This window comes from Aureispira sp. CCB-QB1, from assembly GCF_000724545.1.
Lineage (GTDB): Bacteria > Bacteroidota > Bacteroidia > Chitinophagales > Saprospiraceae > Aureispira.
In genome coordinates, this window is record NZ_JHBV01000049.1 from 1 (window position 1) to 16,843 (window position 16,843).

Annotated in this window: 11 protein-coding genes; 1 reads left to right on the forward strand and 10 read right to left on the reverse strand. The window is 35.3% G+C overall.

The genetic code is table 11. The features are described from left to right. Nucleotides 1-461 precede the first annotated feature (461 nt). From CG11_RS25290 to CG11_RS25300, 3 genes are all read right to left on the reverse strand, one after another. Nucleotides 462-944, reverse strand: coding sequence for a hypothetical protein (locus CG11_RS25290; protein WP_052599755.1), 483 nt, complete (start codon nucleotides 942-944; stop codon nucleotides 462-464). 3 nt (nucleotides 945-947) lie between these two features. Then, nucleotides 948-1,742, reverse strand: a complete 795-nt coding sequence (locus CG11_RS25295) for a (Fe-S)-binding protein (protein WP_052599756.1) — start codon at nucleotides 1,740-1,742, stop codon at nucleotides 948-950. A 146-nt stretch (nucleotides 1,743-1,888) separates the two neighbouring features. Beyond that, nucleotides 1,889-4,057: a hypothetical protein gene (locus CG11_RS25300; protein WP_052599757.1), complete on the reverse strand. Its 2,169-nt coding sequence runs from the start codon at nucleotides 4,055-4,057 to the stop codon at nucleotides 1,889-1,891. A 474-nt stretch (nucleotides 4,058-4,531) separates the two neighbouring features. Between CG11_RS25300 and CG11_RS25305 the strand changes: the two genes are divergently transcribed. After that, the gene (locus CG11_RS25305; protein WP_052599758.1) at nucleotides 4,532-6,088 is read left to right on the forward strand and encodes an SPOR domain-containing protein; all 1,557 of its coding nucleotides are present in this window, start codon (nucleotides 4,532-4,534) and stop codon (nucleotides 6,086-6,088) included. A 66-nt stretch (nucleotides 6,089-6,154) separates the two neighbouring features. Here CG11_RS25305 and CG11_RS25310 read toward each other — a convergent pair whose 3' ends face one another. The 7 genes from CG11_RS25310 to CG11_RS25340 all read right to left on the reverse strand — a co-directional run bounded on the left by CG11_RS25310 (nucleotide 6,155) and on the right by CG11_RS25340 (nucleotide 16,771). Further along, complete coding sequence (locus CG11_RS25310; RefSeq protein ID WP_052599759.1) at nucleotides 6,155-6,853, reverse strand: SGNH/GDSL hydrolase family protein; 699 nt, start codon at nucleotides 6,851-6,853, stop codon at nucleotides 6,155-6,157. Nucleotides 6,854-7,148: 295 nt separating this feature from the next. Continuing rightward, the gene (locus tag CG11_RS25315) at nucleotides 7,149-10,043 is read right to left on the reverse strand and encodes a TonB-dependent receptor (RefSeq protein ID WP_052599760.1); all 2,895 of its coding nucleotides are present in this window, start codon (nucleotides 10,041-10,043) and stop codon (nucleotides 7,149-7,151) included. Nucleotides 10,044-10,195: 152 nt separating this feature from the next. Beyond that, nucleotides 10,196-11,752, reverse strand: a complete 1,557-nt coding sequence (locus CG11_RS25320; protein WP_052599761.1) for a carboxypeptidase-like regulatory domain-containing protein — start codon at nucleotides 11,750-11,752, stop codon at nucleotides 10,196-10,198. 381 nt (nucleotides 11,753-12,133) lie between these two features. Beyond that, nucleotides 12,134-12,832: a hypothetical protein gene (locus CG11_RS25325; protein WP_052599762.1), complete on the reverse strand. Its 699-nt coding sequence runs from the start codon at nucleotides 12,830-12,832 to the stop codon at nucleotides 12,134-12,136. Nucleotides 12,833-13,027: 195 nt separating this feature from the next. Then, nucleotides 13,028-13,966 (reverse strand): AraC family transcriptional regulator, encoded by a 939-nt coding sequence (locus CG11_RS25330; protein WP_052599763.1) that lies wholly within the window; start codon nucleotides 13,964-13,966, stop codon nucleotides 13,028-13,030. A 121-nt stretch (nucleotides 13,967-14,087) separates the two neighbouring features. Further along, the gene (gene rpoN / locus CG11_RS25335; RefSeq protein ID WP_052599764.1) at nucleotides 14,088-15,632 is read right to left on the reverse strand and encodes an RNA polymerase factor sigma-54; all 1,545 of its coding nucleotides are present in this window, start codon (nucleotides 15,630-15,632) and stop codon (nucleotides 14,088-14,090) included. A gap of 353 nt (nucleotides 15,633-15,985) precedes the next feature. Continuing rightward, nucleotides 15,986-16,771, reverse strand: coding sequence for an S-adenosyl-l-methionine hydroxide adenosyltransferase family protein (locus tag CG11_RS25340; protein ID WP_052599765.1), 786 nt, complete (start codon nucleotides 16,769-16,771; stop codon nucleotides 15,986-15,988). Between the last annotated feature and the right edge of the window lie 72 nt (nucleotides 16,772-16,843).

Below are 16,843 nucleotides of genomic sequence, written 5' to 3' on the forward strand. Positions count from 1 at the left end.
TTTGTATAGATATTGAACACATCTTACAAATATAGTCTTCATTGTCTTTTTTTCTAACTTATCATACAATCTACATCACTACCTTGTAATTACACCAATTAATGGAAGAAAAACAAAAGTATTACCGCTTGCTTTTAGTTTTTTGTATTGCATTTGTGACATAGCAGTGGGTGTAATTTTGTTTTGAATAGATGTAAAATGTAATTGATAATCAAGAAAAATGCAAAGGTTTATTTTGTTTTTGAACGGTTTTTTTGTGTAAAATAAAAGTTTAAATTTTAGGCAGATTTAAAGTTTTTTTAACGCAAAAAAAGTTTTTTTTGATGGTAATAAATGACTTTTTTAATTTTTTCGATATAAAATTTGGATAACTAAAGCAGCTAAAAATAAAAAAGCTCAACATCATCTAAGATATTGAGCCTTTCAACTTTTATTAATATTTCTAAAGAAAGAAAGATTTTTTAAACCATATTAGCGTGCCAAGATGTTCCAAGAGCAACTTCCCATTTGCTTTCTAAGTCGGCTTTGGTCGTCACCAAATTATTAAAGACAATGGTAGAATCATTAATTTTATTGCTTTGATATAGAACAGAAAAATCTTCTCTATCAGCGGATTCTACCGTAGAGTCATCTACTTTATAAGCAAAATTAAGGCGATCGAACATATTGACCTCCATTGCCTGCTCAATCTCTTTGATAATGGCAACTGACGAATCAATAGAACAACCGCTTGGTGCTTCGTGAGCTTCATCTACTACGAAAATGACAAAGCGATTGTAACGAATGCCCGCCCAAGCTTTAACGGCGGCGCCGTGGCTTTGCCATTGAGCTACAAATTGATGTAGTTTTTTTTCTATTTCCTGCGTTTGAGCATCTGAAAAAGCACGGTTGGATTGATAAATCCATACTCTAGATGTTGTTGGTAATTCTTGATAGTCAACCATTGTTTACAAATTATTAGATTGAACAATCAATTCCGACAAATCAAGTACCATTACATCTTGTTTTTCGCGTTCTTTTAAGCCATCTTGCAACATAGTAATACAGAATGGACAATTGGCAGCTACAATATTAGGATTTGTATCTAAAACTTGGTCGGTACGAGCAGAATTAATGCGTCGGTCGCCTTTTTCATCTTCTTTAAACATTTGGGCACCACCAGCACCACAACAAAGACCTTTTGATTTGTTGTCAGCCATTTCTGCTAAGTTGGCATCCAATTCTTTTAAAACATTTCGAGGCGCTTCGTAAACCTCATTGGCGCGGCCTAAATAACAAGAATCGTGATACGTAATGGTTTTACCTTGGAAGGCACCGCCATCTACTTTTAATTGACCATTGTCTATCAATTGTTGTAGATATTGGGAATGATGCATTACTTGAGCATCGTACATTCCTATTTTAGGATATTCATTTTTCAAAATATTAAAACAGTGTGGGCAAGTGGTTACAATTCTACTCACTTCATAAGTGTTTAGAACCATGATATTTTCTTGTGCCTTCATTTGAAAGGCAAATTCGTTTCCTGCTCGACGTGCTGGATCGCCCGTGCAAGACTCCTCTTTGCCCAAGATCGCGTAGTTAATATTCAACTCATTTAAAATTTTACAGAATGCCACGGTAATTTTTTGAGCTCTTTGATCAAAACTTCCTGCACAACCTACCCAAAACAAGACTTCTGGTTTCTTTCCTTCTGCATGCAAATCTGCCATAATTGGCACATTCAATTTCTTATTATCCATGATTGATTTCTTATGTTTTGTGCAAATAAAATAAACTGCACGATTGATTGATTTTGAATTTGGAGGTTAAAATAAGAAAAATACTCGATTTTTCACTTTATAAAGACAGACATCTATCCATCTTTAAATTGATTCTAAATAGAAAGTTAATCTACGATACCTAGAATTCTAGGAACATCCCAAATGGACATGAAAAAAGGACCATACTTATTTTGAATAATTTGTTCTTCTTCTCGTTTCCAAAAATGTAGATTACTAACAGGGTATAAATAACCAAAGTCATAAGCGGTACTCCCTCCATGGTCTATTGGGCGAGCAATATATTCTAGTGGATAACGGTAATGTTGCTCTTGTTTATTGACCAAGGCTTGTGCCTCAAGCCGAATTGTTTGGGCTTGTTCTATATAATCTTGGAGATTAGGAAGGCTCTCTTTATCTAACATTTCTTGGCGTTTACCCAATAGAAAGGACAAGGTATGAGCTTTGTGTTTTGCTCTAAGACTAGTAATACTTAGTCCATATGTCAATTCTTGTAGCAACTTATTTTGTGCAGGACTTAATAAGTATTTATTAGAACTTAGGTCTGTGATAATCGCATCACTAAGTGTTGCAAATTCTAATAGTGGATCAATAGCTTTTTTGTGAAGAATGCGAATATCATCCTTATTAGCTTTTTTTCGCATCCATCGATAACTTTTTTCGGGGCGTGGATGCAACTCTAATGCTAGGAAATCGGGTAGCTCGTCCGTGACGGTTTGCGCTACCATGTAGCGAATTAGTTCTTGCTCTTTAATATAGTTTGTTTGTAGTCTATTTAGTGTGTTTAAATGATCTACAATAGCTTGATTTTGAAAAATATCCGCTAAAAACTGAGTGGGTCTAGGTTGAATAACTCTTTCATTAAAAGTATGTTCCCAAGACCATCTGGCTATACTCCAATCAATCAACCAATAGCCCCATTCCCAGCCAGAACTAAAGGTTAGATGTCCCTCAACATTTAGGGAATCCATCAACAAAATATCTGCTAATCTTGTTTCTAAATAAGGTGTGAGTAGCATTGGCACTGAATTGTCAAAAGTAATCCAATATGCAGATTCGGGGTAATACCAAGTTTCACGGACTTTTTGTTCTTCTTGAAGCAAGTCTAGTAAGTGTAGCAAATTTTCATTTTCATATACAGGAGCTTTTTTGTCAACCAAGCCATAAAACATGACCGTATGAATGAAAGTAGCCCTATTGGCATCAAGTGCTTGTTGCGTTGGGGTAAGGCTATCTGTAGATGTAGCTTTACTAAGCATCTTATCCTGTTTGACAACATGCTGGCGACCAGCTAAATGTGCGTGGTGTTTGTTTTTGATAAGATCGGTTACATACAACTGTAGTTCTTGCACTTTGGAAGCGTTACCTTGGGTGAATTCTGTGGTAGAGGCTTCCATGGCAATCACATCCCACGGACAAATAAATAATATTTCCAGATTTTTAGCAATTTGTTGTTTGGCACTTTGGAAAGAAGCTGGAAAGTTCTTGTATAGCATAAAAGCTTTTTGCTGTGTCATGTGCAAACTTAAATCTAGACCAACTAAAATTCCTCTAGAATGCGCATAGTCCACAGCAGGTTTGATATACTGCACCCAATGTTCTAAATCTTCTTGTTCTAGTAAATTAAATTCAAAATAGTTTTGTTGGTTGCGTACCAACCAATCAATATATTCTTTAATCTGTTGAATACCATTTGGACAGCTTGGGTTTAGTAAGGGTTCGGTAAGTTCTAAAGGGTGCATGGTATGTAAGTGAAAACCTTTTTTTCCAAAACGAGGGGTAGCCGTCCAAGAAAAGTTTTCTGTCAAAGGCCAAAACTTTAAGTCGGGAATAATCGTTTCTTTAGTATGGTAAAACGAAAACCATAATTGTTCTTGCAGCAAACCATATAGTCCAAAACTAACACCTAAAAAACTTGGTGTGCTCAATTCTAAGTGAATTTGTTGTTGAACACGTTTAGAAGTCCAAGTATATTCATGAACAGGGTAGTCAATCATGGGATACGCTAACCTTTTGTTGGCATAAGTAGAATAAGAAGCAACATTGTTGGTATCAATATCGGGCAAGAATAAAAGAATTTCTTGAGAGCGATCGTTGATTTTAACTTCACATTGGCATGCTTTTTTTAATAAAATGACACAATCGTCTACTGATTTTTGAACCAGTCTATTCTCTAAAAGAGAACGACTAGCTAAAATAGAAATGCCATTAATTCCATATGTAATGGGCATTCCTAAAAAAGAAATTATAAAAATTAAAAATAATTGTTTTTTCATAAAAAAATCCCTTTGGATCAATACTCAAAAATCATTTGTCGAGGATTTACTAGAGTGTGACCCTTGTTTTTTATCTATTTGAGGTAAATTAACCCTTGATTTGCATGACTTAAAGAGAACAAAAATAGAAAACTTAAAAGGAATGCAAGCATGGATGGCTTTTTGTTTGCAAAAAACATAGTCTAGTAAGATTTTATTTATTGGGTAGAGCCCTGTTTTTTGCTTGTTATTTCTGCCTTAACTGTAAGGTATGATGATAATGTCTAGTGAATTGAAAAAAAAAAATCAATTTTTTAAATACTCCAATCAAATATGTATCTTACCAAGCTAAAAACTCCAAACATGTTGTTAGTAATCCACTGAGTTTGCGTTGGTCGTAAAACTATTACTATGTTTTATGCGTAATCAATGGAGTATTAATTTATATTATATAACCTTATCTCCTGTGTGGAGGCTGAAATTATAACAATGAACATGAGAAAAAAACTTCAAAATTTATTTGTTTTACCTTTCTTTTTATTGTGCTTCTTGTCTGCGCAAGCGCAAGATTATGTCTACGAAATTCAATTGGCTATTTATGCAACGCCTGAGTACAAGAAATTTAAGCCTTTGCATTCTATAGGATATGTTTATTCTGTGGAAATGGACAACAGTTTGTATAGAATTATGATGGGGACGTACACTAGCAAAAGCACAGCAAAAGATAAACTAAGGTTGATTCAAAGAAAAGGATTTAAAGATGCCTTCTTGGTTAAAAAAGAACTAAAAGAGACAGATGCAGTTTATATTGTTCAGTTGGCAACCTATGACCAACAAGCAGATATCTATTGGCCAGACTGGCAGCGTCTTTCTCCTCAATTAGTAGCACAGTTAAGTGATAATAAAGTGCGTGTGGCTATCGGACCGTATTATACTAGAGCAGAAGCCGAAGAAGTGCAAGCGAGAGTCCAAAGACGTGGTCCTAAGGATATTTTTATTAAAAAAGTAAGCGAAAAAGTATTGCACAAAGTAGAAAAATTTGACTTGGAACGCTCTGCCAGTTACGGACAGAATTCGGGAGGTGTGCGTCTTTCTGTAAAAGCTTTGCAGGAGTTGTTAATCAAAGAAAAATTATATGATGTTGCCTCTAATGGGGTGTTAACACCAACTACAAAATCTGCCATGATTCGATATAAAAAGACCAACAAGCATTATTTGTTGCACCGCAAAATGGCAGAAGAAATGGATTTGAACAATGCTATAGAGGAATATACATTGCAATATTATATTAATATGATTCCTGAAGATGCAGTTACTGCTGCTGCTGGGTTGGAGCAATTCAAAAATCCAATTTCTAAAGTTTTTCTAGCCTATATTTATTTGAATGAAGATGTGAGGATTGCTAATAAAACGGCTAAAGTAAATGAATTAATGAACAACTCATTAGAAAGAGTTTTTAAAGGATATAGAGGCGAAACACGTTATGATTTTAGCATGAGATACTCTTACGAAGAAATCGGGCAGCTGATTCAACACATGAAGGCGATGTATGAGGTGTTAAAAGAACGCCCTGATGTCCCTTGTTGGATGTTTGAGCGTCATCCCAAATTAATGAAAGAAGCTTTTCAGCCTTATTGGCAAAATAGGAGAGATGATTATACCGTTTCGAGCGATTGTGGTAGTTTTATGGATCTTGAAGAATTACGTATTTTGTCTTTAGTTTCTGAAGAATTTTCAGAGAATAAAGGTACTTTAAAAGAGCTACATTCTATCAACCAACTGTATGTTTTGCCACAGCCAATCCCACACCAAGAAATTGAAGAATTGGAAAAATGGAACGGAAGATTGTGGAAAAATCTAAAAACATTAGAAACGGGCAGTCCATTGCAACAAAATATGTATAGTTTATTGCGTTTTTCTTACTACGATGCCCTTCAAAGCTTAGAAACACACTTTATGTTTAAAGGAATGCCTGGTATCGAAGCGCGTTCATTGGGGCTAAAAATATTAAAGGAAACAGTAGGAGGAAACTTAGCAGCTTATTTGAAATAAGCATTCCTTTCATAAAAAATTACAATTTGAATTTGGTAATAGACGCTGTAGTCTGTTACCAAATTTTTATTTTAAGCAGTCAATTACTTTTTCCACTATCGCATCTACCCAAAGTTGGTACATCTTGCCACTAGGATGTAATCCATCTTTGGCAATTAATTCTTTCTCTTTTGTTGCTGTTCTAGAAATTGGTGTAATATCAAACCAAGGTAGTTGATACATAGTGGCAATTTTTTGATAGACAGCATTCCATTCATCAATAGCTTTTCCGATTTGTTTGGCTCTAGGCAACCCATAAGGAGTTGCTCCGTAGTCTGGGATACTCAACACAAAAACGCCATTTCGTCCTGTTTTGCACTGTGAAATAGCTTGATCAAAAAGAATTTTTAAATCTTGCTCATACTTTTGAATAGACGTATTTTGAAATTGATTGTTAACCCCAATAAGAATAGACACCAAATCGTATTGTTGAGACGAGGATAATTGTTCTTGCATTGCATTTAGCAAATGATCCGTTCGCCAACCTGTTTGTGCTATAATATCAGGAGTTTGAAAGGTGTAACCTTTAGTTTGTAGCGCCTCAGTTAATAAAATAGGCCAACGTTGATTTGAGGTAATAGACTCACCAATAGTATAAGAGTCTCCTAGTGCTAGATAACTTAATGCTGCTGGTTTATCTTGTGTTCTTTGAAGGGAAGAAGGAGGTATGGTGCAGCTATTAATTGTAATTACAATAAAACAAAATAAAAGTAGTTGGTGCTTCATCTTTTTAGTACTTGTTATGATTTCTAGTAATTAGCCATACTGTTACTAGGAGGTTTCAACGAACTATCGAATTTTAGTAACAACGTTATGATTACATGGAATAACAAAGTACATGAAAGTATTGATTGAAAAAAATTATGCGAATCCATTATCAAAATATAGCTTGGTATAAGATAAAGAAAAACGCTTGGGTACCCATCCCAAGCGTTTAAGATCTTCTAAGATCAATGTATATAATTACAATGGTAATTGCTAAATTCAGAACGTGCAAAGCATTCTACTTTGAGAAAACAGCTTATTGTTTTTCAAAATTGTACTTAATTCCTAAAGAAATATTCATACCAGGTTCGTAGTAAGAAACATCGTATGATTTTCCTTTGAATTCAATGCTTTCACGATAAGGACTCATCAAGATATTATTAACAGCCAACTTGATAGAAAATCCTTTGACAATTGTTTTGCTAATGTTAAAGTTCAATGATGGACGAGGTTGTACATAAGTATTTGGTGTTCCTCCAATTGAAATAAATGAAATTTTAGGTCCAGAGACATTAAATACAACGTTAGCCGATAAACCTAAAGAATCGTTTTTGTAAGACAACAAAGCATTTAAAGAGTAAGGAGATTGACCGTACATCTCACGAGTATTACCAGCGTTAGGATTCTCTGCGCGAATAGCTTTTAACTCTTGTTCATCAATGGTTGTTTGAGAATAAATGTAGGAAAAGTTAGTCCCAATTTGTAAATCTTCTAATGCAGGAGTAATAAAACCTAAGTTTTTGCGAACTTCCAACTCAACACCTGCCAAAAATGCATTGTCAACATTTCTGTACGTCAACTCTGGATTTAATGCTTTAGGGTTGAAAGTACGTTCAATTGGATTCGTAAAGTTTTTGTAGAAGGCACTAACAGAAATCAATTCTTTATTAGTAGGGTAGAATTCCCAACGCAAATCAACATTGTCTGTAATCGTACGCTCTAGGTTTGGGTTTCCAACAAACGCATATCCACCTTCAACATCAAAAGAAGTAAATGGAGCTAGCTCTCTAAATGATGGACGAGCCAAGGTGCGAGAGTAAGCAGCACGTATTTTCATTTTTTTAGAAGGCTCATAGTTCAAACTAAGGGCTGGTAAGATATCTAAATTGTTCAAAATATTTTGTTTCCCATCTAGATCAGGATAAGCAGTCAGCACTTTATAGCTGTATGTTTTCAAGCGAACAGAAGTATATTCGATACGAGCACCTGTAATCAAGTTCAAGCCACTAATCAAAGGCAGTTCAACCATTGCGTATCCAGCATAAAGACTTTGGCTCGCATCATAAATATTGGCAGAATCCAAGGCATTTTCAATATAAACACCATTACCATTATTCAAATAACCTCCATTTTCTGTTGTTGCGATTAAGTTAGAAGGAGCAAAGTATGTGTTTAAATCTCCGTTGTAGTTGATTTGTTGATTTTCAAAGCTATATCTATTTTCTTTGAATGTTCTATCTTTGGCAGCGTGTGCAAAGCCCGCTTTAATTTTAATTTTTTCTTTGACATCATTAGACCAGTGAATCAAAGGCATTGTAAAGTCAATTTTGTTGGACCAGTTGCCTTGTGCCATATCTCGGTAGAAACGAGAAGGAGTACGGTCACTAGAAGGTTTGATTCTATAAATATCGTATTCTTCGTCATAACGGTTGGTAAAGTAACGCAAGTCTGGATCTTTTTGAGTCGAACGAGCATAAGAGCTTTTCCAGTTGACTTCGATATTATTAAACTTCAAGAAAGTGTGTTTCCCACCTAATTGGAAGGTTGTTAGACCACGTTGTAAAAATCTAGAAGATTGAGTTTGAAAGATTTCATCTCTATCATCGTCTTTAATTCCTTCTAAGTATCTTGCTGTCGTAGTAGCACTTTGGTTGTGCATCACCATAAAATTAAAGGTATGCGATGCTTTAATTTTATAAGCAATATTAACCATTCCTCCCCATAGAACATCGTCTACACCTTTTGTGTCACTCAATGCCAAGTTAGAAGTTAATGTATTGACATTATCATACATGCCTGTCAACTGGTAAATACCATAAGTACCATTTTCGTAGAAGCTGTAGTTGCGATTGTAAGACAAGGCTCCAATGATTCCTAATTCGCTTTGGTTATCAAATTTAAAACGATTACCAATACCAAAAGAAAAGCTATGATTAAAAGGAACAGATTGGCGAACTTGTTGCCATGTATTTTTAAAAGAACCTGTCATATCCACTAGTTTTTGAGCGTCATTAGGATCAAAATTAGCAGAATTGTTATTTTGTAGAGCAGGAATTTCAGTTGAGTTAGCAACGATAGAAGGCAAGGCGCGAGAACCATCGTCAAAGCCCAACCAGTCAGTAGAACCTCTTTGTTGAGTCAAGAAGTTTTTGTTAAAAGTAGTTTGTGTATTGTAAGACATAGAAGCACTGGCATCTACGGTAAAACTACTAGGAAAGTTTTTAGTAACAACATCAATGTATCCACCAGTAAAGTCACCCGGAAGATTAGGTGTAAATGTTTTGTAAACTAAGATGTTGTCTAATAAATTGGTAGGAAACAAGTCCATTTGGACGGTATTTTTGTTTGGATCTAGACCAGGAATGTCTGCTCCATTTAGAGTTGTTTTGCTGTAGCGATCTCCAAGACCACGAACATAAACGTATTTGCCACCTTCTACAGTAACACCAGATATACGTTTAACAGCAGCAGCAGCGTCATTGTCACCGCTTTTAGAAATTTCTTTGGCAGAGACACCATCCAAGACAGATGTCGATTCTTTTTTCATAGAAAGAACAGCTGTTTCAGTATTGGTAATACGTTCTGCAGATATGGTTGCACCTAATTCTAGTACAACAGGATCTTCTCCCATTTTTACATCGACAACAGTATTTTCACCTGCTTTTACTTCGATGTTTTCAACTAATTTGTCTTTTAAGCCAAGGTAGCTAAACTTAATAGAGTAAGTACCTGCTTTTAGATTTTCAAATTTGTATTTACCGTCCATGTCTGTGCTAACACCTTGACCAGTGCCTTCAATGACAACATTACCAAACATGATTGGCTCTTTCGTTTCTCCATCAATAGCCGTTCCTGAAATAGAACCAGTTTGAGCGATAGAGAATAAGGGTAGGATTACAAATAAAAATGCAATAGTTGCAATTGTTTTCATGACTCCGTTGTTAATTATATACGATTGTTAGAATGAAATTTTTATGAGAATTTTTGAACAAGCTGTTGGGTGACAGTGGGTATGTTCAAACAATTTTTAGGTATAAGAAAACGAGGCAACAAATTTTTATTGCCTCGTTTTGAATATTATTATTAGTTAGAAACGGTAAACAATTCTTTGCTTGTAGTACCTGCTGCAATGTTAAAGAACACACAGTTAGCAATTTTTAGGTTACCATCAGTAAATTGTTTGTATGAATCTTGGTCTTGACCTTCCAAATCTTCAATATCAATTCCTTTTCCGTAGTTTACGAAAATAGAGTTGTGGTATTCTCCACCAGCATTATCACGGAAAGTAATCGCTTTGCTAGTAGGATTTCCAGTTGACGTTACATTCCAGAACTGAGGTGTAGCAAATGGAGTTCCTGTTTCAGGAGATGTTCCACCATCGTGCTCACCACCACGGTCAGCTGCTGTAGAGCTTGGATCTTGGTGAATGATGATAAATTGATTTTTACCTCTATAACCTTCGTCGTAGTCCAAAGCATCGTCACCACAGTAAGCAGAAATTAAATACTTAGCATTTGCAGTTCCTCCGAACCACTCAATACCATCGTCTTTGTTGGCAATAATCTCGATATATTCTAATGTAGTACCAGAACCAACACCACCTAGAGTCAAACCGTTAATTTCGTTATCGTTACCAATGTTAGAACCACCGTGACGGATAGAAACATAACGCAACGTACCAGAGTTGTCAGCGTTGTCAGAACCACCGTACAAACCACGAGTTTCAGAAGTTGGAATACCTTCGATTTGAGTTTCACCAGGAGTAGAGTTCAAGCCAGCTTTACCCAAGATGATCAAACCACCCCATTTACCACGGTCAGTAGCAGAAGAGTTTCCGTTGTCACCTTCATAAGTAAATACGATAGGATCGCTAGCAGTACCAGTAGCATTGATAACACCACCTCTAGCAACGATAAGAGCAGAAGCATTGGCACCAGTTCCTGCTTTTCCTTGAACGATTGTACCAGCATCAATATTCAATGTTTGACCAGCCTCAACAAATACAAATCCGTCTAAAACATAGATGTTATTAGAAGTCCATGTTACTGTATTTCCTTGTGCTTGCATCCATGTATCTGTTACGTTTACTACTGTTTTACCACTTGTGTTTAATGCAGCAGAAGTAGTTGTTCCTGCAACGATACGGCTATAAAAAGACCAGTTGTCGTACCAAGGAGAACCAAAAGCAGAAGCTACAGCTCCTTTGAAGTTTGCTGTTTGAGAAAACCAAGTATCAGAAGATGCTGTTGCACTCAATGTTACACTAGGAACGATAGAGTTAATTGGAAACTGAGGATCTGTTACGCTGTTTCCATTTCCAGCAAAAGATGCTACCCATGGGTCTTCTGTCAACGTTACATCAATTGATGTTTGGCTATTAATATCCATTGTTTTAGAAGTATAACCAGCAGCTTTGAAAGTAAGTGTACCGTCTTTTGCAGCAGTAATTGTATAGTCACCAGATGTTCCAGTAGTTGCTGTTTCACCACTAGAAGCTGTAACCATAACACCGTCTAGTCCATTTGTACCGTCCGTAACTTTTCCACTGATATTTACAGTAGTTGCTTCGGGCGTACAAGCCGTAAAACTAACGGCGATTGCTAAAGTTAAAAACGCAAATAGATTTTTAAGATTTCCCATTTTGTTTTGTTTGAATAATTAATAACTTGTTGACTAATAGTATATTTTGTTTAAAAAGGGGCTCGTGTTGTATTTACCTCAAGCCTTAATTTGGTGCAAAGAAACAGTTTGATTATAAACTCAAAATGAAAACTATATTTTTAATTTGTTAAATGAAGTTTACAATTCCTTAACAAAGTATTTGAGATGCTTTATTTAGAGCGATTGTAGAAATATGTAAAAAAATAAAGCAATTATTTTGAATGAATCCAAAATAATTGCTTTTCTAAAAATGCTCTGTTTTCTTCAAGTACTAACCTGCTATCCTACTACGCTCGTAATTTATGACTTTTGTATTACTAGGGCTAACTAGTTCACTATTGAGCGATCTCAACGAGCTGTTTATAAGAGTTGTCGCAAAGAAAAAACATGCATATAATAGGCAATAGGAACTAAAATAGTCGGTAACAGAGGCATTGGAAAAGTACCTATGATTGTATTATCTTCTTGGAATACTTGTAAAGGAGTTGGCATTGTCATTAAGGCAATGGATACAATATTGATTAGGAATAACAAGCCTAGAATATTCCAAATAATGGCTAGTTGTTGTTTTTGTCGTTGGTTGGCAAAACACCAATAGGCAAAAATAGGTCCAGTTACACCAGCTATGATATCGAAGTTATATCCTTCAAATGTCATTCGTTGCGGCAACGTTTCTGCTAAGAATAAAAACCACAATAGAATTTCTACAAAAAATCGAAAGAACTGAATGTTTAGAAACCATTCAGGAGGCGTATGTTTTAGAACGCTATCTAGATGCTCGAAGCGCATTAGCAAATATATAAGAACTAATATAGGAAATGCTAGAGCAAAAGGAAGTCGAGGGGGAAGAGTCGAAAAATCAGAAAAAACACCTAGGATAGATAATGTGGATATGAAGAGGAACCATACGCTAATGCCGATACTATATTTTCTTAAAATGCTTTGCTGTATTTCTGTTCCCAAATGGGCGCTGCTTTTTTTTAGTTGAATATAAATTAAAATTAGCCAAATAATAGTTAGTGCTATAAAGCCTAGTTGTGCTGCAAAAAGATAAGTCATCGCGTATTTGTTTTTTTATAAAAAAAATGATTAACAATACTAAGTGCCCTGTAACGTAAATTTTTTTCATTATTACAGAGTACTAAGTTAATACTACAAATATCGACCAATTGGCAGAAAGAGACCATGACCAAAATTGCTGTTTTTGATGAATGGATTAAAACTAAGAAAGCTCTAAGGCAGGGGATTAGGCTACTATTTTCTGTGCGTACTGGGGTAAGAACCACTTATCTTATAAACCATCCTACTTAGGGAACTAGCATTTTCTAAACCAATTGCAAAGGCAATTTCTTGGAGGTTAGCAGAACTGTTTTGTAATAAATACAATGCTTTTTGAAATCTAATTTGTTGAATAAATTGGTGAGGTGCCACTCCAAAAGCTTGTTTGAACGAACGCAAAAAATGATATTTGGATAAGCAACTAATTTGAGCAAGTTCTTCTAATTGAAGAGGAGCGTTATAATAAGCATAAATGTAATCAACAGCCAGATACAATCGCCTTAGAAGTTCGACCTTAGTACTTTTTTTAGTGTTTTTTAGGAATTGAATGGACTTATCCTGCTGTTGTTGGTTTAAAACAATGTATTCAAAAAGTGCCAACAATGCCACTTCCTTTGCTTCAGTGGGTGTTGTGTCAATTAGATATAGTTTTTGCAGTTGAGTTACCAATCGATTAAATGTTGAGCTACGCCAAGTCGCTTTTAATTGGAAAGAAGGAAGAGGAGTATTAGAGTCAAAAGGATCATCTAGTAATCTGCCTGAAGTGTGATACAACCAAGAACTAGCATCTTTTAGGAATTGAGTTCCAAAATGGATGTTAAAAACCTCCGTCGCATTCCTATTAGGAAGAATCAAATCGTAGCGTGCTTTGTTATTGGTCAGAACGTAGGCATTGTCCTTAATCAAAACTTGATGTTTCTCAACGCCAATAATAGATTGCCCTTGTACATTCATGAAAATTGAAAGAGGACCTTCAATATCTTCACGAATTGTTTTTGAGGCTGTTGTATGCAACAAAACGGTTGGCCATCCTGCCGTCGGGAGGTGAACACCATTGGGACCTTTTTGGTTTTGGAATTGATGTTTGATTTGACGTTTGAGCCAATTTATATTGGGAAATTGAGAAATAAGCATTGGCTAAAATAGAGTACTTATATTAAAGTAGTTTGCCAAAATCAAGCAAGGAACGTATATTGTCCGCTAAAGGATAACATTTTAGCGGACAATATTAATTAACTAGTATTGGAAAGGAGGGTTAAATTTCTTTGCGCAAACGGGCAACAGGGATGCCTAGTTGTTCTCTATATTTAGCAACAGTACGGCGAGCTATATTGTAACCCTTTGCTTGCAGCATATTTTTTAATTTCTCGTCAGAAAATGGTTTGCGCTTGTTTTCTGTAGAAATAATTTCTGTCAAAATCTTTTTAACTTCTCTTGTAGAAACCTCTTCTCCTGACGTTGTTTGCAGTGATTCTGAGAAAAACTCTTTTAAGCTTTTTGTTCCAAATTCTGTTTGAACATATTTGCTATTCGCAACACGAGAAACCGTAGAAATATCTAAACCTGTAATTTCTGCAATGTCTTTTAAAATCATTGGACGAAGACGCTTTTCATCACCAGTCAGAAAGAAATCATATTGATATTGCATGATGGTGTACATCGTTTTCATCATGGTATTCTGACGTTGTTTAATGGCATCAATGAACCATCGGGCGGCATCGATTTTTTGTTTGACAAACATGGCTGCTTCCCGTTGAACTTTATTTTTCTTGTCAGCGCTATAAGCGCTTAACATTTCTTTGTACTGATTGTTAACACGTAATTCAGGAGCATTTCTATTATTTAGAGACAATTCTAGTTCTCCGTTTTTGGTCTCAATGATAAAATCAGGAACAATGTATTGTTTTTTTAGATTAGAAGACGGCGCATAGACAGCCCCAGGTTTGGGATTTAATTTTAGAATTTCTTCTGTTGCCAATCTAAGATCATCTCGATAGAGAGAAAGTTGACGCAATAATTTATTATAATGTTTTTTAGAAAACTCTTCAAAGTATTTGTCAATAATAGTGTGCGCTAATTGCAGATATTTTACATCCTCTTCACTATAGTTTTCGGTAACATCTCTAGACAAGATCTTGCGTTCTAATTGAAGCATTAAGCATTCTTGTAAATTTTGTGCTCCAATTCCAGCAGGTTCAAATGTTTGAACTTTTTTTAGCACTTTTAAAACATCCTCTTCAGAGACGATAAGATTGTGAGCAAATGCCAAATCGTCTGTAATCGCAATCGGTTCCCTTCTCAAGTAGCCATCTTCATCAATACTCCCAATAATTTGATCGGCAATTTTTTCCTCTTCTTCATCCAAGTCTAGCAACCCCAATTGGCGTTCCATGTGTTCGTGAAAAGAACTTTCAATAGCAATAGGAATGGTTTTTTCCTCATCATCTGCCGAATGATTGTTAATTTCATATTTATAAGAGGGCTCATCGTCGTTCATATAATCCTCTAAATATTCCTCTAGAGAGTTATCTTCTTGACGTTCTGCTTCCTCGTTGATGTCTTCGTCTTTATCGTTTTTGTCAGTACCATAAGCTTCATCATCAATAAAATCATCAGTTAGTGCTTCTTCTTCCTCTTTGTTCAAATCATCTTTTGAATCTTCCAAGGCAGGATTAGCCTCCAACTCTTCTTGAATTCTTTGTTCAAGCATGACGGTTGGTACCTGAAGTAACTTCATCAACTGTATTTGTTGAGGAGATAACTTTTGTATCTGTTTTTGTGAAAGATTTTGCTTTAACATAAAACTGTAGTTTTTAATTGAGTAGGACTTGTTATCTGAGTTTTTTTTAGCGTGGTGTTATTTGTTAAACGCAGAATAGCATTTAAAAGTTACCATTATAAGCCTAAAAATACATTTTTTTTTGACTTTATTGTCCTACTTGGTAAGGTTTTTGATAAAGACAAGAACTTAAAAATAAAGTGTATCTGATACAGTTTGTTTATTGTCAGTAGATTAAATGCCGCAAAGATTAAACAATTATTATTTTTGAGGAAGTGTTCTTAGGATTTAGATTTCTATTATAGTTACCTAATCTACAAGGATTGCAACTACTAAGATAGCTTTAGGATGAAGGATAGAAAGGGAAGTTCTTATCAATCAATTTCAGGGATAAGAAAATCAATTTGAATGGCTTCGTCTACTTCTAGTCCAAACAAAGTCGCTGCTTTATCCATATTCACAGCAATTTCCAGTAAGCCTGACGAGTTAAACAAGCAAAGGACTTCACCAACAGGAACATCTGCATAATTTTTGCTAATCGTGGTAATTGGATCGTATCGCTTAAAGTAAATCTCAAAATCACGCTTTTGTCGAATTCGGTCAAAAAGTGGTCGATCTATATTCAGGATAACATTTTTGTAATTATCAATATGGATGACCGAGCCTCTAATTTGATCTTTTCCTGTAATTGGGCGCAAGGATAAACGTTCTAAGATATCTTTGGCTGGTTTGCCAATGTCTTTGAATGGCTTGCCTTTTAAAATAAAACCAATGGCTTTAGCAAAAATTTCTTTCACTCCAAAAACAGCGTTACCAATAGAGTAATCTAACTCATAAACCTGTTGAAGAGGGGTTGAAAACATAAGTGAGAAAATGCCATTATCAGGTCCTATGAAATAATGACCATCGTGTAAGATAGCTAAAAATCGAGGGTGTTTTTTATAAAAATTGTTGACCGAAATCAAATGAATTGTACCTTTAGGAAAGCTTTTATAGGCATTTTTTAGAATATAGGATGCCTGCACGATATTGTAGTTTTCAATATCATGTGTAATATCTGCGAAAATAACAGGTATGCCTTGTGATAGGATGTTACCCTTTATAACTCCCACGCAGTAGTCCCGCCATCCAAAATCCGTTGTTAGGGTTACAACATTCATTTATTCTTCTAAGAAAGTGTCTTTGTGATTAAGTGTTATTAACAATGATATAGCTTATTGTCTGAATTAATC

Bases quoted from the DNA above. Each gene is read 5' to 3' on its own strand.
- CG11_RS25290 (WP_052599755.1), bottom strand. From the start codon at position 944: ATGGTTGACTATCAAGAATTACCAACAACATCTAGAGTATGGATTTAT.
- CG11_RS25295 (WP_052599756.1), bottom strand. From the start codon at position 1,742: ATGGATAATAAGAAATTGAATGTGCCAATTATGGCAGATTTGCATGCA.
- CG11_RS25300 (WP_052599757.1), bottom strand. From the start codon at position 4,057: ATGAAAAAACAATTATTTTTAATTTTTATAATTTCTTTTTTAGGAATG.
- CG11_RS25305 (WP_052599758.1), top strand. From the start codon at position 4,532: ATGAGAAAAAAACTTCAAAATTTATTTGTTTTACCTTTCTTTTTATTG.
- CG11_RS25310 (WP_052599759.1), bottom strand. From the start codon at position 6,853: ATGAAGCACCAACTACTTTTATTTTGTTTTATTGTAATTACAATTAAT.
- CG11_RS25315 (WP_052599760.1), bottom strand. From the start codon at position 10,043: ATGAAAACAATTGCAACTATTGCATTTTTATTTGTAATCCTACCCTTA.
- CG11_RS25320 (WP_052599761.1), bottom strand. From the start codon at position 11,752: ATGGGAAATCTTAAAAATCTATTTGCGTTTTTAACTTTAGCAATCGCC.
- CG11_RS25325 (WP_052599762.1), bottom strand. From the start codon at position 12,832: ATGACTTATCTTTTTGCAGCACAACTAGGCTTTATAGCACTAACTATT.
- CG11_RS25330 (WP_052599763.1), bottom strand. From the start codon at position 13,966: ATGCTTATTTCTCAATTTCCCAATATAAATTGGCTCAAACGTCAAATC.
- rpoN (WP_052599764.1), bottom strand. From the start codon at position 15,632: ATGTTAAAGCAAAATCTTTCACAAAAACAGATACAAAAGTTATCTCCT.
- CG11_RS25340 (WP_052599765.1), bottom strand. From the start codon at position 16,771: ATGAATGTTGTAACCCTAACAACGGATTTTGGATGGCGGGACTACTGC.